This is a genomic window from Pandoraea sp. LA3, from assembly GCF_022696215.1.
Classification (GTDB): domain Bacteria; phylum Pseudomonadota; class Gammaproteobacteria; order Burkholderiales; family Burkholderiaceae; genus Pandoraea; species Pandoraea capi.
In genome coordinates, this window is record NZ_PTPY01000028.1 from 107,527 (window position 1) to 128,300 (window position 20,774).

At 63.3% G+C, this 20,774-nt stretch carries 21 protein-coding genes; 7 read left to right on the plus strand and 14 right to left on the minus strand.

Annotated features, from left to right (window positions below; all coding sequences use genetic code 11):
- Positions 1-6: 6 nt before the first annotated feature.
- Both C5N93_RS08820 and C5N93_RS08825 read left to right on the plus strand, forming a co-directional pair.
- Complete coding sequence (locus C5N93_RS08820; protein WP_242558974.1) at positions 7-2,832, plus strand: TcfC E-set like domain-containing protein; 2,826 nt, start codon at positions 7-9, stop codon at positions 2,830-2,832.
- 92 nt (positions 2,833-2,924) lie between these two features.
- Positions 2,925-4,046, plus strand: coding sequence for a CfaE/CblD family pilus tip adhesin (locus C5N93_RS08825; RefSeq protein WP_242558975.1), 1,122 nt, complete (start codon positions 2,925-2,927; stop codon positions 4,044-4,046).
- Here C5N93_RS08825 and C5N93_RS08830 read toward each other — a convergent pair.
- Positions 3,995-4,945: a response regulator transcription factor gene (locus C5N93_RS08830; protein ID WP_242558976.1), complete on the minus strand. Its 951-nt coding sequence runs from the start codon at positions 4,943-4,945 to the stop codon at positions 3,995-3,997. The two genes, C5N93_RS08825 and C5N93_RS08830, sit on opposite strands and share 52 nt — an antisense overlap.
- Positions 4,946-4,972: 27 nt before the next feature.
- Between C5N93_RS08830 and plsY the strand changes: the two genes are divergently transcribed.
- Complete coding sequence (gene plsY, locus C5N93_RS08835; protein ID WP_242558977.1) at positions 4,973-5,575, plus strand: glycerol-3-phosphate 1-O-acyltransferase PlsY; 603 nt, start codon at positions 4,973-4,975, stop codon at positions 5,573-5,575.
- A 120-nt stretch (positions 5,576-5,695) separates the two neighbouring features.
- Here plsY and C5N93_RS08840 read toward each other — a convergent pair whose 3' ends face one another.
- Complete coding sequence (locus tag C5N93_RS08840; RefSeq protein ID WP_069341971.1) at positions 5,696-6,181, minus strand: YajQ family cyclic di-GMP-binding protein; 486 nt, start codon at positions 6,179-6,181, stop codon at positions 5,696-5,698.
- A 261-nt stretch (positions 6,182-6,442) separates the two neighbouring features.
- On the opposite strand from C5N93_RS08840, the gene murB reads away from it, so the two are divergent.
- On the plus strand, positions 6,443-7,468 hold the full coding sequence (gene murB, locus C5N93_RS08845) for a UDP-N-acetylmuramate dehydrogenase (protein ID WP_242558978.1): 1,026 nt from the start codon (positions 6,443-6,445) through the stop codon (positions 7,466-7,468).
- Here murB and C5N93_RS08850 read toward each other — a convergent pair whose 3' ends face one another.
- The 3 genes from C5N93_RS08850 to argF form a co-directional block, all read right to left on the minus strand.
- Positions 7,469-8,872, minus strand: coding sequence for a patatin-like phospholipase family protein (locus C5N93_RS08850; protein WP_347403300.1), 1,404 nt, complete (start codon positions 8,870-8,872; stop codon positions 7,469-7,471).
- Positions 8,873-8,959: 87 nt separating this feature from the next.
- Positions 8,960-9,283 (minus strand): pyrimidine/purine nucleoside phosphorylase, encoded by a 324-nt coding sequence (locus C5N93_RS08855; RefSeq protein WP_069341969.1) that lies wholly within the window; start codon positions 9,281-9,283, stop codon positions 8,960-8,962.
- A 352-nt stretch (positions 9,284-9,635) separates the two neighbouring features.
- Entirely contained in the window at positions 9,636-10,562 is a 927-nt protein-coding gene (argF, locus tag C5N93_RS08860) for an ornithine carbamoyltransferase (RefSeq protein WP_150719631.1), read from the minus strand.
- A gap of 373 nt (positions 10,563-10,935) precedes the next feature.
- On the opposite strand from argF, the gene C5N93_RS08865 reads away from it, so the two are divergent.
- Positions 10,936-11,250, plus strand: coding sequence for a DUF3579 domain-containing protein (locus tag C5N93_RS08865; protein WP_069341968.1), 315 nt, complete (start codon positions 10,936-10,938; stop codon positions 11,248-11,250).
- Positions 11,251-11,563: 313 nt separating this feature from the next.
- Here C5N93_RS08865 and rpsT read toward each other — a convergent pair whose 3' ends face one another.
- Positions 11,564-11,836 carry a 30S ribosomal protein S20 gene (gene rpsT, locus C5N93_RS08870; RefSeq protein WP_069341967.1) on the minus strand — a complete coding sequence of 91 codons (273 nt, stop codon included), beginning with the start codon at positions 11,834-11,836 and terminating at the stop codon, positions 11,564-11,566.
- Positions 11,837-12,015: 179 nt separating this feature from the next.
- On the opposite strand from rpsT, the gene murJ reads away from it, so the two are divergent.
- Positions 12,016-13,569, plus strand: a complete 1,554-nt coding sequence (gene murJ, locus C5N93_RS08875) for a murein biosynthesis integral membrane protein MurJ (RefSeq protein ID WP_150719630.1) — start codon at positions 12,016-12,018, stop codon at positions 13,567-13,569.
- 53 nt (positions 13,570-13,622) lie between these two features.
- The gene (locus C5N93_RS08880; protein WP_069341965.1) at positions 13,623-14,489 is read left to right on the plus strand and encodes a tetratricopeptide repeat protein; all 867 of its coding nucleotides are present in this window, start codon (positions 13,623-13,625) and stop codon (positions 14,487-14,489) included.
- A 156-nt stretch (positions 14,490-14,645) separates the two neighbouring features.
- Here C5N93_RS08880 and C5N93_RS08885 read toward each other — a convergent pair whose 3' ends face one another.
- From C5N93_RS08885 to C5N93_RS08920, 8 genes are all read right to left on the minus strand, one after another.
- Positions 14,646-15,140, minus strand: a complete 495-nt coding sequence (locus C5N93_RS08885; protein WP_150719629.1) for an Mpo1-like protein — start codon at positions 15,138-15,140, stop codon at positions 14,646-14,648.
- Between the two features lie 204 nt (positions 15,141-15,344).
- Positions 15,345-16,103 (minus strand): SDR family NAD(P)-dependent oxidoreductase, encoded by a 759-nt coding sequence (locus C5N93_RS08890; protein ID WP_242558979.1) that lies wholly within the window; start codon positions 16,101-16,103, stop codon positions 15,345-15,347.
- 170 nt (positions 16,104-16,273) lie between these two features.
- Complete coding sequence (gene adk, locus C5N93_RS08895) at positions 16,274-16,939, minus strand: adenylate kinase (RefSeq protein ID WP_150719628.1); 666 nt, start codon at positions 16,937-16,939, stop codon at positions 16,274-16,276.
- A gap of 320 nt (positions 16,940-17,259) precedes the next feature.
- The gene (gene kdsB / locus C5N93_RS08900) at positions 17,260-18,051 is read right to left on the minus strand and encodes a 3-deoxy-manno-octulosonate cytidylyltransferase (RefSeq protein ID WP_069341961.1); all 792 of its coding nucleotides are present in this window, start codon (positions 18,049-18,051) and stop codon (positions 17,260-17,262) included.
- Positions 18,048-18,254 (minus strand): Trm112 family protein, encoded by a 207-nt coding sequence (locus tag C5N93_RS08905; RefSeq protein WP_047905750.1) that lies wholly within the window; start codon positions 18,252-18,254, stop codon positions 18,048-18,050. Before C5N93_RS08905 ends, kdsB begins: the two co-directional genes overlap by 4 nt.
- Positions 18,235-19,305 carry a tetraacyldisaccharide 4'-kinase gene (gene lpxK, locus C5N93_RS08910; RefSeq protein WP_242558980.1) on the minus strand — a complete coding sequence of 357 codons (1,071 nt, stop codon included), beginning with the start codon at positions 19,303-19,305 and terminating at the stop codon, positions 18,235-18,237. Before lpxK ends, C5N93_RS08905 begins: the two co-directional genes overlap by 20 nt.
- Positions 19,302-19,748, minus strand: coding sequence for a biopolymer transporter ExbD (locus C5N93_RS08915; protein WP_069341959.1), 447 nt, complete (start codon positions 19,746-19,748; stop codon positions 19,302-19,304). Before C5N93_RS08915 ends, lpxK begins: the two co-directional genes overlap by 4 nt.
- A gap of 15 nt (positions 19,749-19,763) precedes the next feature.
- Positions 19,764-20,378 carry a MotA/TolQ/ExbB proton channel family protein gene (locus tag C5N93_RS08920; protein ID WP_069341958.1) on the minus strand — a complete coding sequence of 205 codons (615 nt, stop codon included), beginning with the start codon at positions 20,376-20,378 and terminating at the stop codon, positions 19,764-19,766.
- Between the last annotated feature and the right edge of the window lie 396 nt (positions 20,379-20,774).

Here is a 20,774-nt window from a genome sequence, read left to right on the forward strand (position 1 = left end):
CGCGCCATGTCCAAGATCCGTCGTACCTATCTCGTCTGCCTGTGCTCGCTACCGGTCTGGGGGCATTGGGAGGCGGCCAGCGCCACGGCCCAGGTGCCGCCGGGATTCGAAGACATTGCGCTCGGTCAGGTGGAGCACCTCGAAGTCAGGCTGCTCGGGCAGTCGCTCGGCTTGTTCCCGGTATTTGTCGATCCGCAGATCGTGCGTCTTGAAACACCCGAATCGGTGGCACGGGCCATCGAGGCGGTGGTGGATGTGCCGCCGGGGGACCGTCAGGCCATGCGACTGGTCGAAGCTCTCGCCAGACCCATGCCACGCAATGGGCATCTCGCATGCGCGGGCGGCGCGCAGTCCTCCGGCTGCCGATATCTCGAAACCGGGTCGGCCGATGTGATCTTCGACGAGGGGCAGGGTGTCCTCGACCTCTTTCTCGCCAAGGACTGGTTGCCCGCGCGAGACCCCGCAGGTCCGGCTTATCACATGAACGTCGCGGGCAGCGAAAATGCGCTGGTGCATTCGCAGATCGTGAACGCCTCCGCGCGCGACCGGGATCGCAATCTCACGATGTTGGGGCAAGGGGCGCTAGGTGTTTCGCCCGCGAGCTACGCCGGGTTCACGTGGTCGCTCGTGCACGCGAGCCGGCGCGCGGATGTCTACGATACCTCTGCCCGATCGGGCGGTACGCGCGCAAACATCGACAGTCTCTATTACCGGCACGATCTCGGTGCGACGCACTACGTTCAGGCCGGACGCATGGATCAGCGCAATCTCTCCAGCGCGCAGGGCGGGAGCTTCGGCTTCTCGCTGCTGCCTGTGGAACGCTTCGACGGCGCACGCATCGGCACGTCTCAGGCGTATCGCAACGAAGCGAGTGCCGCGCAGGGATCGCCGCTGACGGTCCTGTTGACCCGGGATGCGCGCGTCGACGCCTACCGGGGCAGTGAACTGCTGGGCAGCGCCTATCTGTCCGCAGGTGTCCAGCAGTTCGACACGCGTTACTTCCCCGAAGGGAGTTATCTCGTCACGTTGAGAATCTTCGAAGGCGATGCGCTGATCCGGTCGGAGATCGAGCCGTTCACCAAAGTGGGTGGCGGCACCCACGGACGGGGCACGCAGTGGTTTGCTCAGGCGGGACGTACGGTGAACCGGCGTCGATTCGACGACACCCGCCAGCGCGAGCGATTCACGGTGCAGACGGGCGTGCGCACTGCGGTCGGACCGGGCGTGACGCTGACCTCGGGGTTGGTGGCGTTACCCGCGCAATGGTTCAACGAGACACAGATCGGTTGGCAGCACACGTTCGCTTTCGGACGTCTCACGACGACCGCTGCGTTGCTCACCGGGACTGGCGGCGCACGCGGCAACACGCAGGCGATGTCGTTTTCTAACCGGCTGGGCGTCAGTCTCTACCGATATCAGATGCGCCAGGCGAATTGCCGTGGCGGCGCATTCGCGTCAGACGTCAACGCCTTCCAGCTCGGCTGCTATGACTCGCTCAATGCCAGCGTGGCGCTGCCACTGGGCAAATGGCAGGCGTCTGCCGGCTACAGCGAAAGCCGTACCTATGGCCGCCGCGCGTCGGCCGTTGACCCGTTGCAGGACGAGTTCTGGCAGGGCAGCGAACCGCGCGACGGCGTATCGCGGACTTTGCAGGCGGCGCTGAGCCGGTCGTTCCGTTGGCAACGGTATGCCGTCAATGCCCGCGTGGGGGGATTTCATCGGCATCACGTCGACATGGGCCGACCCGACCGGGGGGTGTTCGTCAACGTGTCGCTGACGCGGCATCGACCCGCGTTGCCGGGCACGCCTCTGTCGAGGTTCTCGAGCGCGGGCGTTGAAGTGCGTGGTGGTCTCGGCAACGGTCGCGAGGGGGAGCGTGGCGTGCGGGCGGACTATCACGCGTCGCATACGTGGACGTGGGACGACACGTCGCGTCGCGAAATTGCGCTCGCCGTGACAGGCACCGAGTCGGGCGGCGGCACTGCGAATGTGCGCGGGGCCGTGGACGGCCGATACGGTGACGCTCAGGCGATCTACTCGCGGAGCTTCGGTCACCTGGGCGACGGCCGTGCGAATGGCGCGTTTGCCGGCAGCTATGCATCGAGTTTCGCCGTGATGCGCGGCCGGGTCGTGATCGGTCCGGCCATGCTCGCCGGGGAACCGCCTGCCGGTGTCGCGCTCGTGGTGGGCGATGCGCAGGCGGATCGCGTCGCAGACGGTGAGGCAGACGACGAAAGTGCGAGCGCGTCGGGTGGCGCTGCGGCGACCTTGCAGGTCGGGGGACGTTCCGTGACCGTCAATTTCGGCGCAGCGGCCATGGTGCCCATCGGCGGGTATCGCGTTCAGCAGGGCGAGGTGGCCGAGGCCTGGCAAGGGCTTGGCGACTACAGCATCGGGTTGCTGCGCGGTGCCGGTGTGCAGGATTACTTCCTGACGCCGGGCCGCATGAAGGTCCACCGCGTGACGGCCAAACGCAGCTACACCTACGTAGGAAGGGCTGTCGGCGTCGATGGTCTCTCGCTCGACAACGCGCGGGTGCTGAGCGTGGCCGCCGCGCCGCTCGACGCACGCGGGGAGTTCATGATCGAGTCGCCGCAGCCGCTCTCCGCGCTCTATCTGCTGGATCGCGGACAGCCGGTGCGCTGCGAAATTCGCAGCGTCGAACGGCGCGATGTGATTCGGCTGACCGGCACCATGCAATGCGAGATCGTGGCGCAGCACACGCTGCCGGCATCGTTGCGATCCCAGACGCGGGCTCAGCGGTTACTCAGCGATGCACAGGCGTCGTCGGATCGTCGCGCGGGATTGGCGATGGAGGATCAAATGAAATGAGAGAGGAGGCCAGACGGAATATGACAGGCGAGTGCGTAAGTGTTGCCCGACGTATGACTGCGATGCTTCGGTCCGTGTGCGGAATGTGCGGCGTGTGTGCGGTGCGCCTCTGCCTGAGCCTCGGCGCGCTGTGCCTGCCGTTCTCCGTCGCCGCACAGTCGGTGCCGTCGGACCGGCACGAGAGCGTTTCGTTGACGTTCGACCGGGCGTCGGTGCCACAAGGCTGGGAGTTTCGCCGACAGATTGCCGCGCATTACACGCCGGGCCGTATCGAAGGTTCGCGAACCTGGTTCGCCTGCCGCTCGACCACCGACACAACGCTCGGGGCCTGCTCGAGAACGCCGTCCAACGCGAGCCACCCGTCATCGACGGACGTCGCGTTACGCTTTACCGAAAACCGATCCCAGCTCACTGTCGATCTTCGTATCCGGGCAACCAAGGTGGTTACCGTGGCCAGCAGCACCTGCATCCACCGGCGTGTCGCGCTCAACTCCACGAGAAGCTTCGGTCAGTGCACGGGGCGGTTCTACGACGTTTCCCGATACATGCTGACCATCGAGCGTACCGAATTGCAAAAGATTCCCATTGGCGGCATCTGGCGGGGGCGGTTCGAATTCGATGTCAGGGAATATCAGAGTCAGGGGCCGAGCGCCGTGCATAGCTACGATATCGAACTCAATGTCACGGACCGTCAAAACGCGCAGATCTACTTCCCGACGCTCTCCAATACGGCGCCGCGCGTCGCGTTCGACCTGAAAACGCGGCCCGGTCCGGGCTTTCAACCGGTGGTCTACGGGGGAAGGGCGGTGGACGTGTGCTTCTACGATGGCTTCGGTTCGAATTCCGCCGGCGCGCTGAGAGTGCGTGCTGCCGATGTGCGCGGCGATATTCCGGGCAGACCGCCCGGGCAGGCGTCACTGGTGCTGCGTAACGCCAACGGCCTCCTGCCGTCGCAACGGATCGATTATCGGGTGGGATACACATACGCCGGTGCGCATCGCTGGCTGACGGTCGGGGGACCGGCCGAAAGTTTCACGCCGGTCGCGCAGTCGGCGATTCGCATCGTCCGGTTACCCGGCATGCCCGTGGCCGTCGCGTGCTCCCCGGCGCTGCTCACGTTCGAGGTGTCGCCGTTTCTTCAGTCGTCGAAGTTCGCGGGAGGTTACGAAGGTCGGTTAAGGATCGAGATGTTTGTCGACGCGGCACTGTTTTGACGTTGTAAGGCGTCGGACAGGCCGGTTTGCAGGGCGAAGCGGTGCAGTTCGGCGTCGGAGCCGATGCCGAGTTTGCGCATGGCGTTGCGTCGTTGTGCGCTCACGGTCTGCTTCGTCCGATGGATTTTTGCCGCGATGGCGCTGATCGACATGCCGGTCACGTACAGGTGCAGCACCATGACCTCGCGCTGACTCAATAGTGTCGAACCGATTTCGCTCGCCTCTTGCACCCTTATCGGGGGGTGTTGCAGATGAACTCTGCCGTGGTGCAACGCGTGGATGGCAGTCACGACATCGTCGATATCGCTCGACTTACAGAGTGTGGACGCGACACCAAGCTCGTAGATCTGCCGGGCAATGGCGGGGTTCGGGGCCGCGGTGAGTACCAGTATCCGGACGTCGGGAAACATGCGTCGAATCTGGGCAAGCAGCGATAGCCCCTCGCCGTAAGCGCCACCCGGCACGGTGCAGCCGGTCACCAGCACGTCACACCGCGTGTGGCGCAACAGGTCGACGATCTGCGTGGCGGTGCGTGCGGTGCCGATGACCGCAAGCGATGTCCGGTTGCCTAATTCGTGGGTCAGTCCGGCGACGACGACAGGATGCGGGTCGGCGATGGCGACGCGGATTTTCTTCATGTTCCAGGGGCTCCTCCCGAGTGCGCGCGTTTGTGATGGACGTTGCGCGCTTGGGGCAAAGACCCCTATGCCCTGGACGCGGTTCCGCAATCTGCGTTGTTGTGGCCGACTTGGAGCCATTTCCCAACGCAGACCGTGCGTCTTGGATGGGAAGTCGAGCCAATCGGGAGCACGTTCGGGCGAGTCGTGGGCCGGTCCGGCGTGCAACCCCGTGTTTGCCAGAATGGGGCGGCGCGGCGTCTCAAGTAGAATGGCGGCCATTACAAATTCTCCACTCGCTCGAAGTTCATGGCCACACTGGTGTTTATCGTTCTTGCGTATCTGATCGGGTCGGTGCCGTTTGCGGTGATCGTCAGTCGCGCGATGGGGCTCGCGGATCCGCGCAGCTATGGCTCAGGCAACCCGGGGGCGACGAACGTGCTGCGCTCCGGCAGCAAGAAGGCCGCCGTGCTCACGCTGCTCGGCGATGCCCTCAAGGGCTGGCTGGCGGTTTATCTCGCGGAACGCTTCGCCGACGCCTGGGGCGTGGGCGACTTCGGTCTGGCAGCGGTAGCGCTGGCGGTTTTCCTCGGCCATCTGTACCCGATCTTCCTGCGCTTCGCGGGTGGCAAGGGCGTGGCCACAGCCGCCGGCGTGCTGTTCGCCATCAACCCGATCCTGGGGCTTGCCGTGATGGCCACGTGGCTCATCATCGCGATCTTCTTCCGCTACTCGTCGCTGGCGGCGCTGGTCGCAGCGGTGTTCGCGCCGCTGTACTACGTCTTCATGTTCGGCTTCGGGCCGTACTCGCCGGCCGTGATCGTCATGGCGATGTTGCTGATCTATCGCCATCGCGCGAACATCGGCAAGCTCATCGCCGGCAAGGAAAGCCGCATCGGCCAGAAGAAGTAAGCGAACCCCGGATCGGCCAATAAAAAACCCGCAGCGAGTCTGCGGGTTTTTTTCTGTCCGCCCGCCTTGCAGGGAAGTGCGGCGAGGCAGGCGGGCGCGGCGGCGATGTGAGCGGGGGACTCAGTCGCGGAAGTTGTTGAAGTCGAGCGGCGTGTCGGTCACGTCCTTGCGCAGCAGTGCCATCGCGCTTTGCAGATCGTCGCGCTTGGCGCCGGCCACGCGCACGCTGTCGCCCTGAATGCTCGCCTGCACCTTCATCTTGCTGTCCTTGATGATGCGCACGATCTTCTTCGCGAGGTCGCCCTCGACGCCCTTCTTCACCTTCACGACCTGCTTGACCTTGTCGCCGCTGATCTTCTCGACCTTGCCGTAGTCGAGAAAACGCACGTCGACGTTGCGCTTGGCCATCTTGGCGATGAGCACCTGCGTGACCTGATCGAGCTTGAAGTTGTCGTCGGCGAACAGCGTGAGTTCCTGCTCCTTGTGCTCGACGCGCGAGTCCGATCCCTTGAAGTCGAAGCGCGTCGAGATTTCCTTGTTGGCCTGCTCGATGGCGTTCTTGACCTCGACCATGTTGGCTTCGCTAACCACGTCAAACGATGGCATCTGGTTCTCCTGAATTACTGAGGGTTCGTGAAAGGCACGCAGGGCGTGCCGTGAGGTTGGGGGGCAGTCGTCTGCCCGTGCACGCCATACGGTCCGGTTTCCTGCGACACGACGGGCGTGGCCGGGGCGGCCCGGGGGAGGAAAGCACCTGCATGGCCGGTATAATGGCGCGCATCATTCTTTCGCCCGACATTGTAATTCAGCCGTCGGTCCCGCGTCCCTTCGGGACGTCGGCGGCACCCCCGGACCCGCCTACATTTCATGCCTGAGCTGCAACGCGACGTCAGTCTGCGCGAATTCAACACCTTCGGGCTGTCCGCCAAGGCCCGCTATGTCGTGACGATCGACAGCGAAGCGGCGCTGACGGACGCCCTCGCCATGCCCGAACTGGCGGGGCTGCCGCGCCTCGTGCTGGGCGGTGGCAGCAACGTCGTGCTCACGCGAGACTTCGACGGGGTGGTGCTGCGCATGGCCATTCGCGGCCGCGACCGTCTCCCGGATGATCCCGCCGATCCGCACGCGCGCTATGTCCGTGGCGGCGCGGGCGAGGTCTGGCACGATTTCGTCGACTGGACGCTCTCGCAGGATTGCCCCGGGCTCGAGAACCTGGCATTGATTCCCGGCACGCTGGGCGCTGCGCCGATTCAGAACATCGGCGCTTACGGGCTGGAACTGGCAGAGCGTTTCGCCGAGTTGCGCGCGCTCGACACCACGACGGGCGAATTCGTCACGTTGTCCCGCGACGTCTGCGCGTTCGGCTATCGGGATTCGCTATTCAAGCGCGAGCCGGGGCGTTACATCATCGTGGCTGTCACCTTGCGGCTGCCGCAGCCTTGGCAGGCCGTGACGGGGTATGCGGACGTATCGCGCACGCTGGGCGAGGCCGGTGTCGAGCGTCCCGATGCGCGGCAGATTTTCGACGCCGTAGTCGGGATTCGACGTCGCAAGCTGCCCGATCCGGCGGTGCTCGGCAACGCGGGAAGTTTCTTCAAGAATCCCGTGGTGGATGCGCAAACCTTCAACGCGCTGCGCGCGCGTTTCCCCGAGGCGGTCGGCTATGCGCAGCCTGATGGCACGTGGAAGGTCGCCGCAGGCTGGCTGATCGATCAGTGTGGCTGGCGCGGCAAGTCGCTCGGCCACGCAGGCGTGCACGAGCGTCAGGCGCTGGTGCTGGTCAATCGCGGCGGCGCGAGCGGTGCAGACATCGTGGCGCTGGCCCGCGCAGTGCAGGCCAGCGTGAAGGAACGCTTCGGTATCTCGCTCGACCCCGAACCTCTCATGCTTTGATCACGCCTTGATCGCGGTGGCGTCGGGCAAACGCTGCAAGTAGTCGCGCTTCAGGTCGACCGTGGAGCGCACGCCCACGTCGTCGTAATACGTTTCCAGCCAGCGGGCGGCAGCGTCGCGTCCACGATCGCGTAGCGTCGTGAGGAAATGCCAGTCCGTCACGAATTTCGTCGACGACGACAGATCGTAAAGCTCCTTGTCGGCGCGAATCGAGTGAATCAGCGGGTACTTCAGCCGCTCGCGAAACTCCGGCTTGAGCCATCCCTCGTCGAGCAGTTTGTGGACGAAGGAAATGGCACGGAATTCGCGTTGCAGCGAGGCATTGAACGTGATCTCGTTCACGCGATTCATGATCTGCCCCGGCAGCACCGGCTTCTCTTTGCGCTCGATCGGGTTGATGTGCACGATCAGAATGTCGCTCGTGACCGTCTCGTAATAGAACGGATATAGCGCGGGATTGCCGAGATAGCCGCCGTCCCAGTAAAAGTCTTCGTCGATCTTCACCGGTTTGAATAGCCACGGCAGGCAGGCTGACGCCATCGCCACGTCCAGCGTAATTTCGTGCGTGCGGAAGATGCGGATGTTGCCGGTACGGATGTTGGTCGCCGAGACGAAGAGATGCGTCGCCGTGCTCTCGCGCAGCCGCTCGAAGTCGACCTGCGCTTCGAGCACGGTGCGCAGCGGATTGATCTCGGCCGGAGGCTGCGAGAACGGCATCATCCATTGCTGCATGCTCTGCATCCAGTCGTGCCAGACCGGGTATTCCGTCGGACGCCCGTTGAGCCAGCTGAAGACGGTCTGCGCCCACGCTGTGGCGGATGAACCCGCCTGAGAGACACCCAGCCAGAAGCTGTGCAGCGCTTCACGCGCCTTCTCGCGCGGATCGACACCAGGTCGGTCGAGCAGCCCGTGCGCCAGCACCACGGCGTTCATGGTGCCCGCTGAGGCGCCGCTGATGCCCTCGAATGCCAGCCGTCCGTCTTCCAGCAGCTTGTCGAGCACGCCCCACGTGTACGCCCCGTGGGCGCCGCCGCCTTGCAGGCCCAGATCGATGCCCTTGCGCTTCGCGTCGCCGCCAGTGCCTGCACGCGCGCGTGACGATCTGGCTTTCGCACCATTGCGCTTGTCCTTCGGGGGAAGTAGCGGGACGTCCGTCGGCTCGAGGTCGGGATTCGTGTCCGAAGGCTCGGGAGTGTCGGGCGGGTCTGAGGGAATGCGTGCGGTGGGCGGGGAGGGCTCGGTTGACGCCGCAACGAGCGTCACGGCGGCATCGGGGGCGGCTTGTGGCGTGTCTGTCGCTGGACTGGCAGATACGCTGGCGGCGCTGTCGTTGGCGTTGTCGGAAGCGCTATCGATGGGAGCATCGATGCGGTGATCGAAGGAACCGGGAGGCAGTCGCGACATAGTGAGAAGCGGCGCCGGGCCGCGCTGAACCGGCCGAGAGGGCGATGACGCGGAACGTCCCGCGCCGTCGCGATGCTGGCCGTACGGTTAGCCGTAGTGGCAAACGTAATCGAGCGTCTCTACGACCTCGATATCGAACTTGCTGTTGCCCGGCACGGAGAACTCCTGACCGGCGGCGTATTCCTGCCATTCGGTCTGTCCTGCCAGACGGATGCGGCAACGGCCGCCTGTGACTTCCATGATTTCGGGAGCATCGGTGCCGAACTGGAGCGTGGCCGGGAAAATCACACCCAGCGTCTTGCGCGTACCGTCCGGGAACAGAACGGTGTGCGAAACGCACTTGCCGTCGAAGTAGGTGTTGGCGCGCTTGATTACGGAAACGTTGTCGAACTGCGTAGCGTTTTGCGTCATGACCGAATGCTGTGTCGAATGCGAAGAAAGTCGCGTTGGAGAGTCGATATGTCCGGCCTTTCCGGCCAGACGGTTGAATTCATGCTAGCACGTTTCGAGCGTCCACCCGTCTGCATTTTGTGCAATGCACAACGGAATTGCCCCATGCTGGTGCGAGGTGGTGCAAATTCCGAAATGTTCTGATGAGCGCGACGCACTGCGCGATGCCGCTATGAAACGCCAGCCGTCACGCAATGCGGGCGACGGTGGCGCGTCAGCGATGATAGCGGAACGCTAAACGCGTAGGTTGGATGAAAAACGCCCGGACCATGCTGACGCGGTCCGGGCGTTGATCGTGAGCGGTGCCGGCGTCTTACACGCGACCCAGCATCAGAAACTCCATGAGTGCCTTCTGCACGTGCAGACGGTTTTCGGCTTCGTCCCACACGACGCTCTGTGCGCCATCGATGACGTCTGCCGACACTTCCTCACCGCGGTGCGCGGGCAGGCAGTGCATGAACAGGGCGTCGGGCTTGGCGCGTTGCATGAGATCGGCATTCACGCACCATTGCGCGAACGCGGCCTTGCGTGCCTCGTTCTCCGCTTCGAAACCCATGCTCGTCCAGACGTCCGTCGACACGAGATCGGCGCCTTCGCAGGCCTCGCGCGGATCGTCGAACTCACGCACGAACGGGCGGCTCGATTCCGCGACCATCGCCTGATCGAGGCGGTAGCCCGGCGGCGTGGAGATGTTGAACTGAAAGCCGAAGATCTCGGCGGCCTGGATCCACGTGTACGACATGTTGTTGGCGTCGCCGATCCACGTCACGGTCTTGCCCTTGATCGGGCCGCGATGCTCGTAATACGTAAAGATGTCCGCCAGCACCTGACACGGGTGGTATTCGTTCGTGAGGCCGTTGATCACGGGCACGCGGGAGTGCTGCGCGAAACGCTCGAGAATCTCCTGACCGAACGTACGGATCATGATGATGTCGGTCATGCGCGAAATCACCTGTGCGGCGTCTTCGATCGGCTCGCCGCGGCCGAGCTGGGTGTCTCGCGTGTTCAGGAACACGGCGTGACCGCCTAACTGGTGAATACCGGCCTCGAACGACAGGCGCGTGCGGGTCGAGCTCTTCTCGAAGATCATCGCCAGCGTGCGGTCGTGCAGCGGGTGGTAGGTCTCGTAGTTCTTGAATTTCTTCTTGAGGATGCGGGTGCGCTCGAGCACGTAGTCATACTCGTCGAGCGTCAGATCCGAAAACTGAAGGTAATGCTTGATGGGTTTGGCGGTGGTCATTTGGATGTTCTGCTGGAGGCCGATATCGCGTGAATTCTCCGCAAGGAAGCTATGCATTCGCTGGGAACTCGGACGCGTTCGGCACGACGAACAAGCCTTGAGGCCTGTCCCCCGGTCAGGCTCGTGAAGGTGTTCTACCGGTTGCTGGCTACAGGGGAACGGCCCCTAGTCTACCAAATCGTTTTGTCGTCACACGAAAAGCGTATTATCGAGCCCGCTGCTGCACAGCCAAAATCGGCTGGCAAGACCGAAAAAAACATCCGCAGCTATGGTGGGGGACAGGTTCCAGTCTTATATAAGATATAATACTGGCTCTGTCAGCAACGCTACCCGCGTACGGCTGGCCAGGTGTTTTTTGAGGTGATTGAGCGATATGACCGACCAGGTTCCCGCGCGTGAGTATTTCATCCAGGGCCTGACGCTGGATGGCAAGAAGTTTCGTCCGAGTGACTGGGCGGAGCGTCTGTGCGGCGCCGTGTCGTTCTGCGGCCGAAGCAATTCTGGCCCGAACGCATACATGCAGTACTCCCCCTACGTGCGTCCGACGATGGTGGGCGACGTCAAGTGCGTCGTTGTCGACGAGCGACTGCGCGAGATCGAGCCGCGAATGTTCGATTTCGTGATGAGTTTTGCCCGTGACAACGGTTTGCAGATGACGGAAGCCTGCTTCGTTCCCGACGTCAAGTAATTCCCCTTCGGCCGTTTTCGGCCAGACGTGAGTGCCGGGCCTTTGGCCCTGACTCACCGTCGAGCTGTCACATCGCTGCCGCTCCGGCACGTCTGCATTGCCTTCTCCCTGTGTATTGCTACGAAGAACGTTCATTGGGACGCACGGTGTCCGCGCGCCGGACGGGTTTCATGCCGTGCAACGTTTGACGGAGCGGAATTGGCGGTGAAGAATGCGCACCAAAGAAAAAAGCCCGCATAAAGCGGGCTTTTTAGTGTCCCGACCGTAGTCGGAACCGGCAAGCAACTTGTTCTGCTTCGCAGCTAGCGCTGTCTTAGGCAGCAGCCGACATCGCCTTGATGGCGGCCGACAGGCGGCTCTTTTGGCGAGCAGCGGTGTTCTTGTGGACGATCTTCTTGTCAGCGATGATGTCGATCGTCTTTGCCGAAGCGCGCAGCACTTCCTTGGCAGCAGCCTGGTCGCCAGTGGCGATGGCCTTGCGAACAGCCTTCACAGCCGTGCGCAGACGCGAACGCAGCGCCGAGTTGTGGGCGTTGATCTTAACGGTTTGACGCGCGCGCTTGCGTGCTTGTGCGGTATTTGCCATGTTCTGTGAATTCCTTGAATTGCTCCGCCTGATGCGGCTTCTATGCAGTTTGGCTCGGCTCCCTGGGAGACACGGTGGCCAGGAAGCAATCCATTGACTTCGAAACCGTCGATTATAGCCGAAGCGAAACGGAAATTGCAACTTCTTTGCTGCACTGCTGTGCGTATAATACGCGCAACATGAATTTGCTAAAAGCTCTCGCTACGGTCAGCGGTTTTACGATGCTCTCGCGCATCACCGGCCTGATTCGTGAAATTCTAATCGCCCGCATGTTCGGCGCCGGTCCCATGACCGACGCCTACAACGTGGCGTTCCGTATCCCCAATCTGCTGCGCCGCCTGTCCGCTGAAGGGGCGTTTTCGCAGGCATTCGTCCCAATTCTGGCCGAATTCAAGACGCAACGTAGCGAAGCCGAGACCAAGACGCTGGTCGACTCGGTCACGACGGTGCTGTTCTGGGTGTTGCTCTCCATCACGATTGCGGGCGTGCTCGGCGCGTCCGGGGTCGTGTACGCCGTGGCGACGGGCCTGTCGCGCGAAAACGGCACGTTCGACGCCGCCGTCTTCATGACGCGCGTGATGTTCCCCTATATCACCCTGATTTCGATCACGACGCTGGCCGCCGGGGTGCTCAATACCTGGCGCCAGTTCTCGATGCCGGCGTTCGCCCCGGTGCTGCTCAACGTCAGCTCGATCGTGGCGTCGCTGTGGGTGGCCCCGCATCTTGAGACGCCGGTCTACGCGCTGGCTTATGCCGTGATCGTCGGCGGGGTGCTGCAACTCGTCATTCAGTTGCCGGCGCTCGCCCGCATCGGCATGTTGCCGCGCATCACGTTCAACGTCCTCGCGGCCCTGCGCAATGCCGGCGTGAAGCGTGTGCTCGCCAAGATGGTCCCCGCAACGCTCGCGGTGTCGGTTGCGCAGGTGAGCCTCATCATCAACACGAACATTGCCTCGCGACTGGCGCAGGGCAGCGTCTCGTGGCTGGCCTATGCCGACCGTCTGATGGAATTTCCGACGGCGTTGCTGGGTGTGGCGCTCGGCACCATCCTGCTGCCGAGCCTGTCGCGGGCAAACGCCGACGGCGATGCCGCCGAGTATTCGGCGCTGCTGGATTGGGGGCTGCGTCTGACATTCCTGCTGGCGATGCCCAGTGCCGTGGGCCTGTTCGTCTACGCGGAACCGTTGACCGCAACGCTCTATCAATATGGCCGCTTCGATGCGACCGACGTCGCGATGACCGCGCATGCGCTGACGGCGTATGGCGTGGGTCTCGTCGGCCTCATTCTCATCAAGATTCTCGCGCCGGGCTTCTACGCCAAGCAGGACATCAAGACGCCGGTGAAGATTGCCATCGTGGTATTGATCGCCACGCAACTGTCGAACCTGCTTTTCGTGCGCTGGTTCGCGCATGCCGGGCTGTCGTTGTCGATCGGCGTGGGCGCCTGCATGAACGCGGCGCTGCTTTTCGTCGGCCTCTACAAGCGCGGCATTTACCGCCCTGCGCCGGGGTGGCGCTTGTTTTTCGTGCAACTGCTCGCCGCGTGCCTGATTCTGGCCGGTCTGCTGCTGTGGTTCACCCAGAGTTTCGACTGGGTGGCGCTGGGGGCGCGTCCGCTGGCCCGCATTGCGTTGCTCGGCGCGAGTCTGGTGCTATGCGCCGTGGTGTATTTCGGGGCATTATTCCTCATGGGTTTCAACTTCTCGTTCTTCCGCCGCCGAACCCTCTCCTGATCCGCCGGGATTGCGGGACGGGCAAGTGACGCGGAAGAAATCACGGATACCGCATGGCGAATCGAATTCTCGAGTACTTTGCCGCGCTGGTGGCGTCCGACGACGGTCTGCCGTTGACCGAGGCCGCCATCGCCATCGCGCAGGACGTCTATCCCGATCTCGACGTGCAGGACACGCTGACGCAGATCGACGCGCTTGCCGCTCGTCTGGCCAAACGTCTGCCGCCTGACGCCGGACCGTTGCAGAAACTGCAACTGCTCGACCACTTCTTCTTCCGTGAACTGGGCTTCACGGTCAATCAGAACGACTATTACGACCCGGACAACAGCCATTTGCATGTGGTGCTGGACCGGCGTCGTGGCATTCCCATTTCTCTGGCCGTGTTGTGCATGGAAATCGGTCACCAGATTGGGTTGCCGTTGCGCGGCCTCTCGTTCCCCGGTCACTTTCTGCTTCGGCTTGCCGTGCCGGCCGGTGATGTCGTTATCGATCCGATCTCTGGTAACTCGCTTTCACCGCAGCGCCTGCTCGAAATGGTGGAGCCTTACCTGAAGCACTATCGCGACGAGAGCGCGGAGCCCATCCAGGAGCTTGCCTTGTGGGCGTTGTTGCATCCGTTCCTGGAGCCGGCGTCGCCGCGCGAGATCCTGGCGCGCATGCTCCGTAATCTGCGCGCGATCTATACGCAGAATGAACGATGGGAACGTTTGCTGGCGGTACAGGAGCGTATGGTGCTCGTGCTGCCCGATCAGCCGATCGAGAAGCGCGACAGGGGGCTGGCCTATGCGCGTCTGGGGCTCGTGCGACCGGCGCAGGACGATCTGGAGCTCTATCTGAGCAAGCGCCCCGATGCCGACGATGCCGACGCCATCCGCCAGGTGCTCGACGACCTGAGCCGTCGCCCGGGGAGTCACGGGTAGTCCTGGCTAGGCCTAATAGGGACTAACGGGGCCCGATGTCGCGCTCGCCAACGCTTTACCGATGAAAAACGCCAGCCTGAGTTACCGGCTGGCGTTTTGTCTTGCGTCGTCTGCTGTTCGCCGACCGCCGTCGGGCGTCGACCGACAGACTGCGGGCTATACCGACTGCATCGACAGTTCCTGCACTTCCCGTTGCAAACCGGGCTTGTAGCCGAAATGGAAAAACACTTCGGCCATCAGGAACATCGGGGCGATGAATATCTGAAAGAGATTGTCGAGCAGCGCCGGCTTGCGGCCTTCGAAGTGATGGCCGATGAGTTGCACGATCCAGCCACCGACGAAGAGCACGCCGAAAACGGTCAGCGCCCAGGGCCACGGTAGCCGGGCAAGATGTTGCGTGACGGCGAGCATGACCGCGAAGAACGCCGTCATGGCAAGCGTGAGCGGCACGTCGAGCAGGAAGTAGTACATCAGCAGGACCAGCACGATCACATGCGTCGCATTCAGGCCGCTGGGGCCGAGCGGCACCCATGAGAACGCCTGCATGACGGCGAGGATGATCATGGGAACGCCGAAGAAATGGGTCAGGCGATTCTTGGGACTGCGGTGATAGCGCTGATAGAACGACATCTGTTGCGCCAGTGATTTCATGCCAGCCTCCTGCCTCGGGGGACGACGGGAAGAATGCTCGGGCACCGGCCGGGGAGCATGAATGCCGGTGTCTGGCGCCGTCCGCAATGTGCGGTCGGCATTCCATTGTAGTCATAGTCGCTACGACATTTTGCTGCGGTGCGACAACGTGTCCGGGGAGGCGCTTTAGGCCCGCCGCCCGGCGGTACGCCTCTGATTTTGGCGTTACTTCGGCTGCATCCGGATAGCGCCGTCCAGGCGAATGACTTCGCCGTTGAGCATGGGATTGCGCACGATCTGTTCCACGAGCATTGCGTACTCTGCGGGCCTGCCCAGTCGTGGCGGGAAGGGGACCATCTGACCGAGCGATGCCTGCACTTCGGCCGGCATGCCGAGCATCATCGGCGTTTCGAAAATCCCGGGAGCGATGGTCATCACGCGAATCCCGCTGCGCGACAGGTCGCGGGCGACCGGGAGCGTGAGGCTCGCGACACCGCCTTTCGACGCCGCGTAGGCGGCTTGCCCCATTTGCCCGTCGAACGCGGCCACGGATGCGGTATTGACGATCACACCGCGCTCGCCCTCGCCATTGGGTTCGCCCTGGCTCATGGCGGTTGCGGCCAGGCGGATCATGTTGAACGTGCCGATCAGATTGATCTGAATGACGCGCACGAAGGCGTCGAGCGGATGCGGACCGTCGCGGCCCACGGTCTTGCTGCCGATGGCGATGCCCGCGCAATTGACGAGACCGCGAAGCGTGCCCAGCGATTGGGCCGCCGCCACGGCCGCCTTGCCGTCATCTTCACGCGTGACGTCGCATTTGACGAACTTGCCGCCGAGCTTCTCGGCAAGCGCTTCGCCTTCATCGACGTTGACGTCGGCGAGCGTGACTTTCGCGCCAAGTCCGGCCAGCCAGCGCGCGGCCGCTGCGCCGAGCCCCGAGGCGCCACCGGTGATCAGAAACACATTGCCCTGAATTTCCATGCGTCATCCTCCTTTGGCAAAAAAGGCGGCGCAGTGGAAACTGGCCGCCTTTTCTGTGGCGTTACTTATGCAGTACTCGCGTCACGCGTGTGGAATACACCTCGAACCGACATCGGCTTCGGCGTAACCGGTGAGTGGTCACTCCCGATCACACGGCGACGGCGACTGAATTACTTCAGTGCGTCGAATGCACGGGTGCGGATTTCTTCCACGCTGCCCTGACCCGAAATCTTGCGGTACTGCGGGGCTTCGACGATCGCGCCCGGGCTGCCGTGCTTGGCCCAATCCGAATAATAGGCCACCAGCGGCTTGGTTTGCGATTCGTACACGGCGAGGCGCTTCTTGACGGTCTCTTCCTTGTCGTCGTCGCGCTGCACGAGCGGTTCGCCGGTGACATCGTCAACGCCTTCGACCTTCGGCGGATTGAACTTGACGTGGTACGTGCGGCCCGATGCCGGGTGCGTACGACGGCCGCTCATGCGGGTGATGATTTCGTCGAACGGCACGTCGATTTCGAGCACGAAGTCGATGGCGACGCCCGCTTCCTTCATGGCTTCCGCCTGGGCGATGGTGCGCGGGAAACCGTCGAACAGATAGCCGTTCTTGCAGTCGTCGGCGGTGAGGCGTTCCTTCACCATGCCGATGATCACGGCGTCCGGCACCAGATCGCCGGCGTCCATGAAACGCTTGGCTTCGAGGCCGAGTTGGGTGCCTTCCTTGATCGCGGCGCGCAGCATGTCGCCGGTCGAGATTTGCGGGATGCCGAATTTTTCTTTGATGAAAGTTGCTTGGGTGCCCTTACCGGCCCCGGGTGCCCCCAACAAAATCAGACGCATCGATGACTCCTGAAAGTTTGTGATTTGTAAATGCTGTGCGTGCGGCAGGCGGGTGCGTCCCACGGGTGTCTTGCGGCGGTTGCGGGTCCGGTGACCGGCCAACCACGCGGCGCGCAGACGTCGCGCTCGGCATAGCGCGACGCGCGCGGGACCGAGGTCTGCTCGCGAGAATCAGAGCGATTATGCCACGTCATGCCCGCCCGGCGGCGTTTTGCAGACTTGCTAACGCCACGCCGATGCGATTTCCGGGACACACCCGTTACCGCAACAGGGGCGTGCCGAACCTCGGATTTGCACCGAGCCGCGAACGGGGTGGTGCGTCAGTTTTTCAGCAATGCGCGCACGCGTTCGAGATCTTCGGCGGTATCCACGCCCGGCAGCGGGGCATCGTCGGTAACCAGCACGGCGATACGTTCGCCATGCCAGAGCGCACGCAACTGCTCAAGCGACTCTGCCGTCTCGACCGGCGCCTGCGGCAAGCTGGGATAGCTGCGAAGGAACTTGGCGCGATAGGCGTACAGCCCGATATGACGGAAGATCGGTGTCGTCGCGGCCGGCAGCGTGGCCGTATGGGCCAGGCCCGCAGCCCACGCGTCGCGCGACCAGGGAATGGGGGCGCGGGAAAAATACAACGCACGGCTGTGCGCGTCGAGCACGACCTTGACGACGTTCGGCGAGAAGATCTCGGCGTTGTCGGTGATCGGATGCGCTGCCGTTGACAGCGCACATTCAGGATGTTCGGCCAGATGCCCGGCGACGGCATGCACCAGCCGCGGGTCGATCAGGGGTTCGTCGCCCTGCACGTTGACGACGATGGTGTCGTCGGACCAGCCTTGCTGGACGGCGACTTCGGCAAGACGGTCGGTACCGGTCGGGTGATCGGCACGCGTGAGCACGACATCGAAGCCATGGGCCGAGACGGCGTCAACCACACTTTGCGCGTCCGTGGCCACGACCACCTGACGCGCCCCCGACTCGCGCGCGCGCTCAGCGACACGCACGACCATCGGTTTGCCGCCGATGTCGGCCAGCGGCTTGTTGGGCAGGCGCGTCGACGCAAGGCGCGCGGGCACCACGGCGACAAAATCGAGGGTGGCTTTCGTATCGCTCACGATGCGGACTTGTCGTCGTTCAGCGGGACGGGCGTACCTTCGACGGACTGACGTGCTTCATCGGCCAGCATGACGGGAATCCCGTCGCGAATCGGGTACGCGAGCTTGTCTGCGTGGCAAATCAGCTCCTGGGCTTTCTTATCCAGCGCCAGCGGGCCCTTGCACAACGGGCAGACGAGAATCTCAAACAGTCGGTTGTCCACGCAATTTCTCCACTACCAGTGATACGAGACGCGCATCGAGCGCTGCCTCGGCAGGTACGGCCCACACACGCGGGTCGGACCAGGTGACGCATTTTACTGCATCCTTTTCGGTGATCAGGATGGCGTCGGCGGCAACGCCGTCGAACGGATTCACCGCAAAGTCGTAATGATCGGGCAGCGCCAGCGTCTCGATTTGCAAGCCTGCCGCGCGCAATGCCGCGAAGAATCGCTCCGGCGCCCCGATGCCGGCGGCGGCCAGCACGCGTTTGCCTGCGAAGTGCGACAGCGCCCGGGTGAGCGAGGGTTGGCTCACGCACCACGCGTCACCGAGCGTGAGCGTCAGACGCCAAGTGTTTGGCCACTCGGGCAGCGTCTTGCCGTAAGGATCGTTGATCAGATTGATGTCCCGACGACGCGACAACGGCTCACGCAACGGTCCGGCGGGCAAGAGAAAGCCGTTGCCGCCAAGGCGGTGATCGAAGACGGCAATCTCAACATCGCGCGCCAGCGCGTAATGCTGAAGCCCGTCGTCGCACACGATGACATCGCATTCCGGGTGTGCCGCGAGCAACGCCTGGCCGCCTTCGACGCGCGACGGCCAGACCCACACAGGCGCGCCCGTGCGTTTGGCGATCAGCAACGGTTCGTCGCCGGTCGCTTCGGGGCGCGCGGTGACACTTACCTCGGTCGGACGGGAAAGCTTCGCGCCGTATCCACGCGAGAGCACGCCGGGCGTATAGCCGCGGGCGCGCAATGCCTCGACAAGGGCGATGACGGTCGGTGTCTTGCCGGTACCTCCCACGGTGAGGTTGCCGACGATGACGACCGGCACCGGCAGGCGCGTCGACGGCTTCCCGCCACGACGAAAACGCATGCGCCGCCACGCCGCGATGGCGCCAAAGATCCACGACAGGGGCCACAACAGCCACGCCACGATCCCACGACGTTGCCACTGCGCGCTCACCCAATGCACCAGCGATCCGGACAGGCGAGGCACGAGCGCGCGTGCGCGCGCCCCGTTCGCGTTGTCCGGGCGAGTGGGGTGGGTCATCGGGCCGGCTGCGCCGTCGTCGATCGCGCGGCGAACGTCAGACGCGACAGGCCGGCTTCACGCGCGGCTTCCATCACGTTGATGACCGATTGATGAGCGCTCTTGGCGTCGGCATTGATGATGATGACGGGCGGCTCGGCACCCGTGTTCGCCGGGCCGGCTGCCTGACGCAGTGCCGCCGTCAGGCTCGCTACGTCGCGTTGTGCGAGCGAGTGCCGATCGATGGCGTAACTGCCGTCCGCGCCGACCGAGACGACGATCTGACGCGGCGGCACCACGGCCTTTTCGGCATCCGCCGTCGGCAGATTGACCTTGAGCGCCGTGTAGCGCGTGTAGGTCGTGGTGACCATCAGGAAGATCAGGATGACGAGCAGCACGTCGATGAGCGGAATCAGATTGATCTCCGGCTCGTCGCGCGTGGAGAGACCTCGACGGAAATTCATCGCGTGTCTCTCGAATCAATGCCGCGGCAGCGTGGCATCGAGAAAATGAACGGCCTGCGTCTCGAGCTCGACGAGGAAGGCGTCGACACGCGTGCGGTAATAGCGGTAGAAGATCATCGCGGGAATCGCGATCATCAGCCCGAAGCCGGTGTTGTAGAGCGCAACGGAAATGCCGTGCGCCAGTTGGGCGGGATCGGTGCCTGTTGCATCCTGCGAACCGAAAATCTCGATCATGCCGATCACCGTGCCGAACAGCCCCATCAGCGGGGCGACCGAGGCGATGGTGCCCAGAGCGGGCAGAAAGCGTTCCAGTTCGTGAGCGACGGCACGCCCCGTTTCCTCCAGCGCTTCCTTCGCACCTTCGCGCGGGCCCTGCGGATTATGGGCGACGTACCGGACGCCGGTCGCCAGCACCCGGCCGAGCATCGAGCCACGGGCCAGCGCTTCGGTGGCGTCCTGCTTGGCGGCGCCACGGCGGGCGAGCGTGATCGCGTTTTCGAGCACGCCCGTCGGCAGCACGCGAGTGCGGCGCAACGACAATGCGCGCTCCACGATCAGAGCGAGGGCGATGACGGATGCGATGAGAAGTGGCCAGATGGGCCAGCCGGCGGCCTGGATGACGGCGAACAAAGACGACCTCTTGCTTGTTGCGGGGATGGGCAAACGAGTCCGAACTGTAGCGTGCAGGGGGGGGATGGGCAAGCACCGTTTTCCACACCTGACGAGCACAAGGATGTGGACAACCTTGGGATACGTTCGACAACTCTTTGACGCGACGGCTCTTTTTAGTTCGTGATGAAAAAATAGGCAATGAGCGGTTTCAGAAATGAACACCACCGCAAGCTCACAAATCCCAAGACTTTTCCATCAGCCTGTGGATAACTATGTGCACATGTCGCCCAGCGAAGATATATCTGGGGGCCGTCGCCTGATTCGTGACGCGCGGGACAGCAGATGTCCCCTGCAAACCCTGATAAATCAAGGGTTTGTTGTCCCGGTGCAGGAAATATGGGGCGCCCGGACGAG

Excerpts from the sequence above, each read along its gene's own strand:
- C5N93_RS08865 (WP_069341968.1), top strand. The coding sequence starts at position 10,936 with ATGACCGACCAGGTTCCCGCGCGTGAGTATTTCATCCAGGGCCTGACG.
- argF (WP_150719631.1), bottom strand. The coding sequence starts at position 10,562 with ATGACCACCGCCAAACCCATCAAGCATTACCTTCAGTTTTCGGATCTG.
- C5N93_RS08885 (WP_150719629.1), bottom strand. The coding sequence starts at position 15,140 with ATGAAATCACTGGCGCAACAGATGTCGTTCTATCAGCGCTATCACCGC.
- C5N93_RS08820 (WP_242558974.1), top strand. The coding sequence starts at position 7 with ATGTCCAAGATCCGTCGTACCTATCTCGTCTGCCTGTGCTCGCTACCG.
- murJ (WP_150719630.1), top strand. The coding sequence starts at position 12,016 with ATGAATTTGCTAAAAGCTCTCGCTACGGTCAGCGGTTTTACGATGCTC.
- C5N93_RS08850 (WP_347403300.1), bottom strand. The coding sequence starts at position 8,872 with ATGTCGCGACTGCCTCCCGGTTCCTTCGATCACCGCATCGATGCTCCC.
- plsY (WP_242558977.1), top strand. The coding sequence starts at position 4,973 with ATGGCCACACTGGTGTTTATCGTTCTTGCGTATCTGATCGGGTCGGTG.
- rpsT (WP_069341967.1), bottom strand. The coding sequence starts at position 11,836 with ATGGCAAATACCGCACAAGCACGCAAGCGCGCGCGTCAAACCGTTAAG.
- murB (WP_242558978.1), top strand. The coding sequence starts at position 6,443 with ATGCCTGAGCTGCAACGCGACGTCAGTCTGCGCGAATTCAACACCTTC.
- lpxK (WP_242558980.1), bottom strand. The coding sequence starts at position 19,305 with ATGACCCACCCCACTCGCCCGGACAACGCGAACGGGGCGCGCGCACGC.
- C5N93_RS08890 (WP_242558979.1), bottom strand. The coding sequence starts at position 16,103 with ATGGAAATTCAGGGCAATGTGTTTCTGATCACCGGTGGCGCCTCGGGG.
- C5N93_RS08880 (WP_069341965.1), top strand. The coding sequence starts at position 13,623 with ATGGCGAATCGAATTCTCGAGTACTTTGCCGCGCTGGTGGCGTCCGAC.
- C5N93_RS08915 (WP_069341959.1), bottom strand. The coding sequence starts at position 19,748 with ATGAATTTCCGTCGAGGTCTCTCCACGCGCGACGAGCCGGAGATCAAT.
- adk (WP_150719628.1), bottom strand. The coding sequence starts at position 16,939 with ATGCGTCTGATTTTGTTGGGGGCACCCGGGGCCGGTAAGGGCACCCAA.
- C5N93_RS08855 (WP_069341969.1), bottom strand. The coding sequence starts at position 9,283 with ATGACGCAAAACGCTACGCAGTTCGACAACGTTTCCGTAATCAAGCGC.
- C5N93_RS08840 (WP_069341971.1), bottom strand. The coding sequence starts at position 6,181 with ATGCCATCGTTTGACGTGGTTAGCGAAGCCAACATGGTCGAGGTCAAG.
- C5N93_RS08830 (WP_242558976.1), bottom strand. The coding sequence starts at position 4,945 with ATGGCCGCCATTCTACTTGAGACGCCGCGCCGCCCCATTCTGGCAAAC.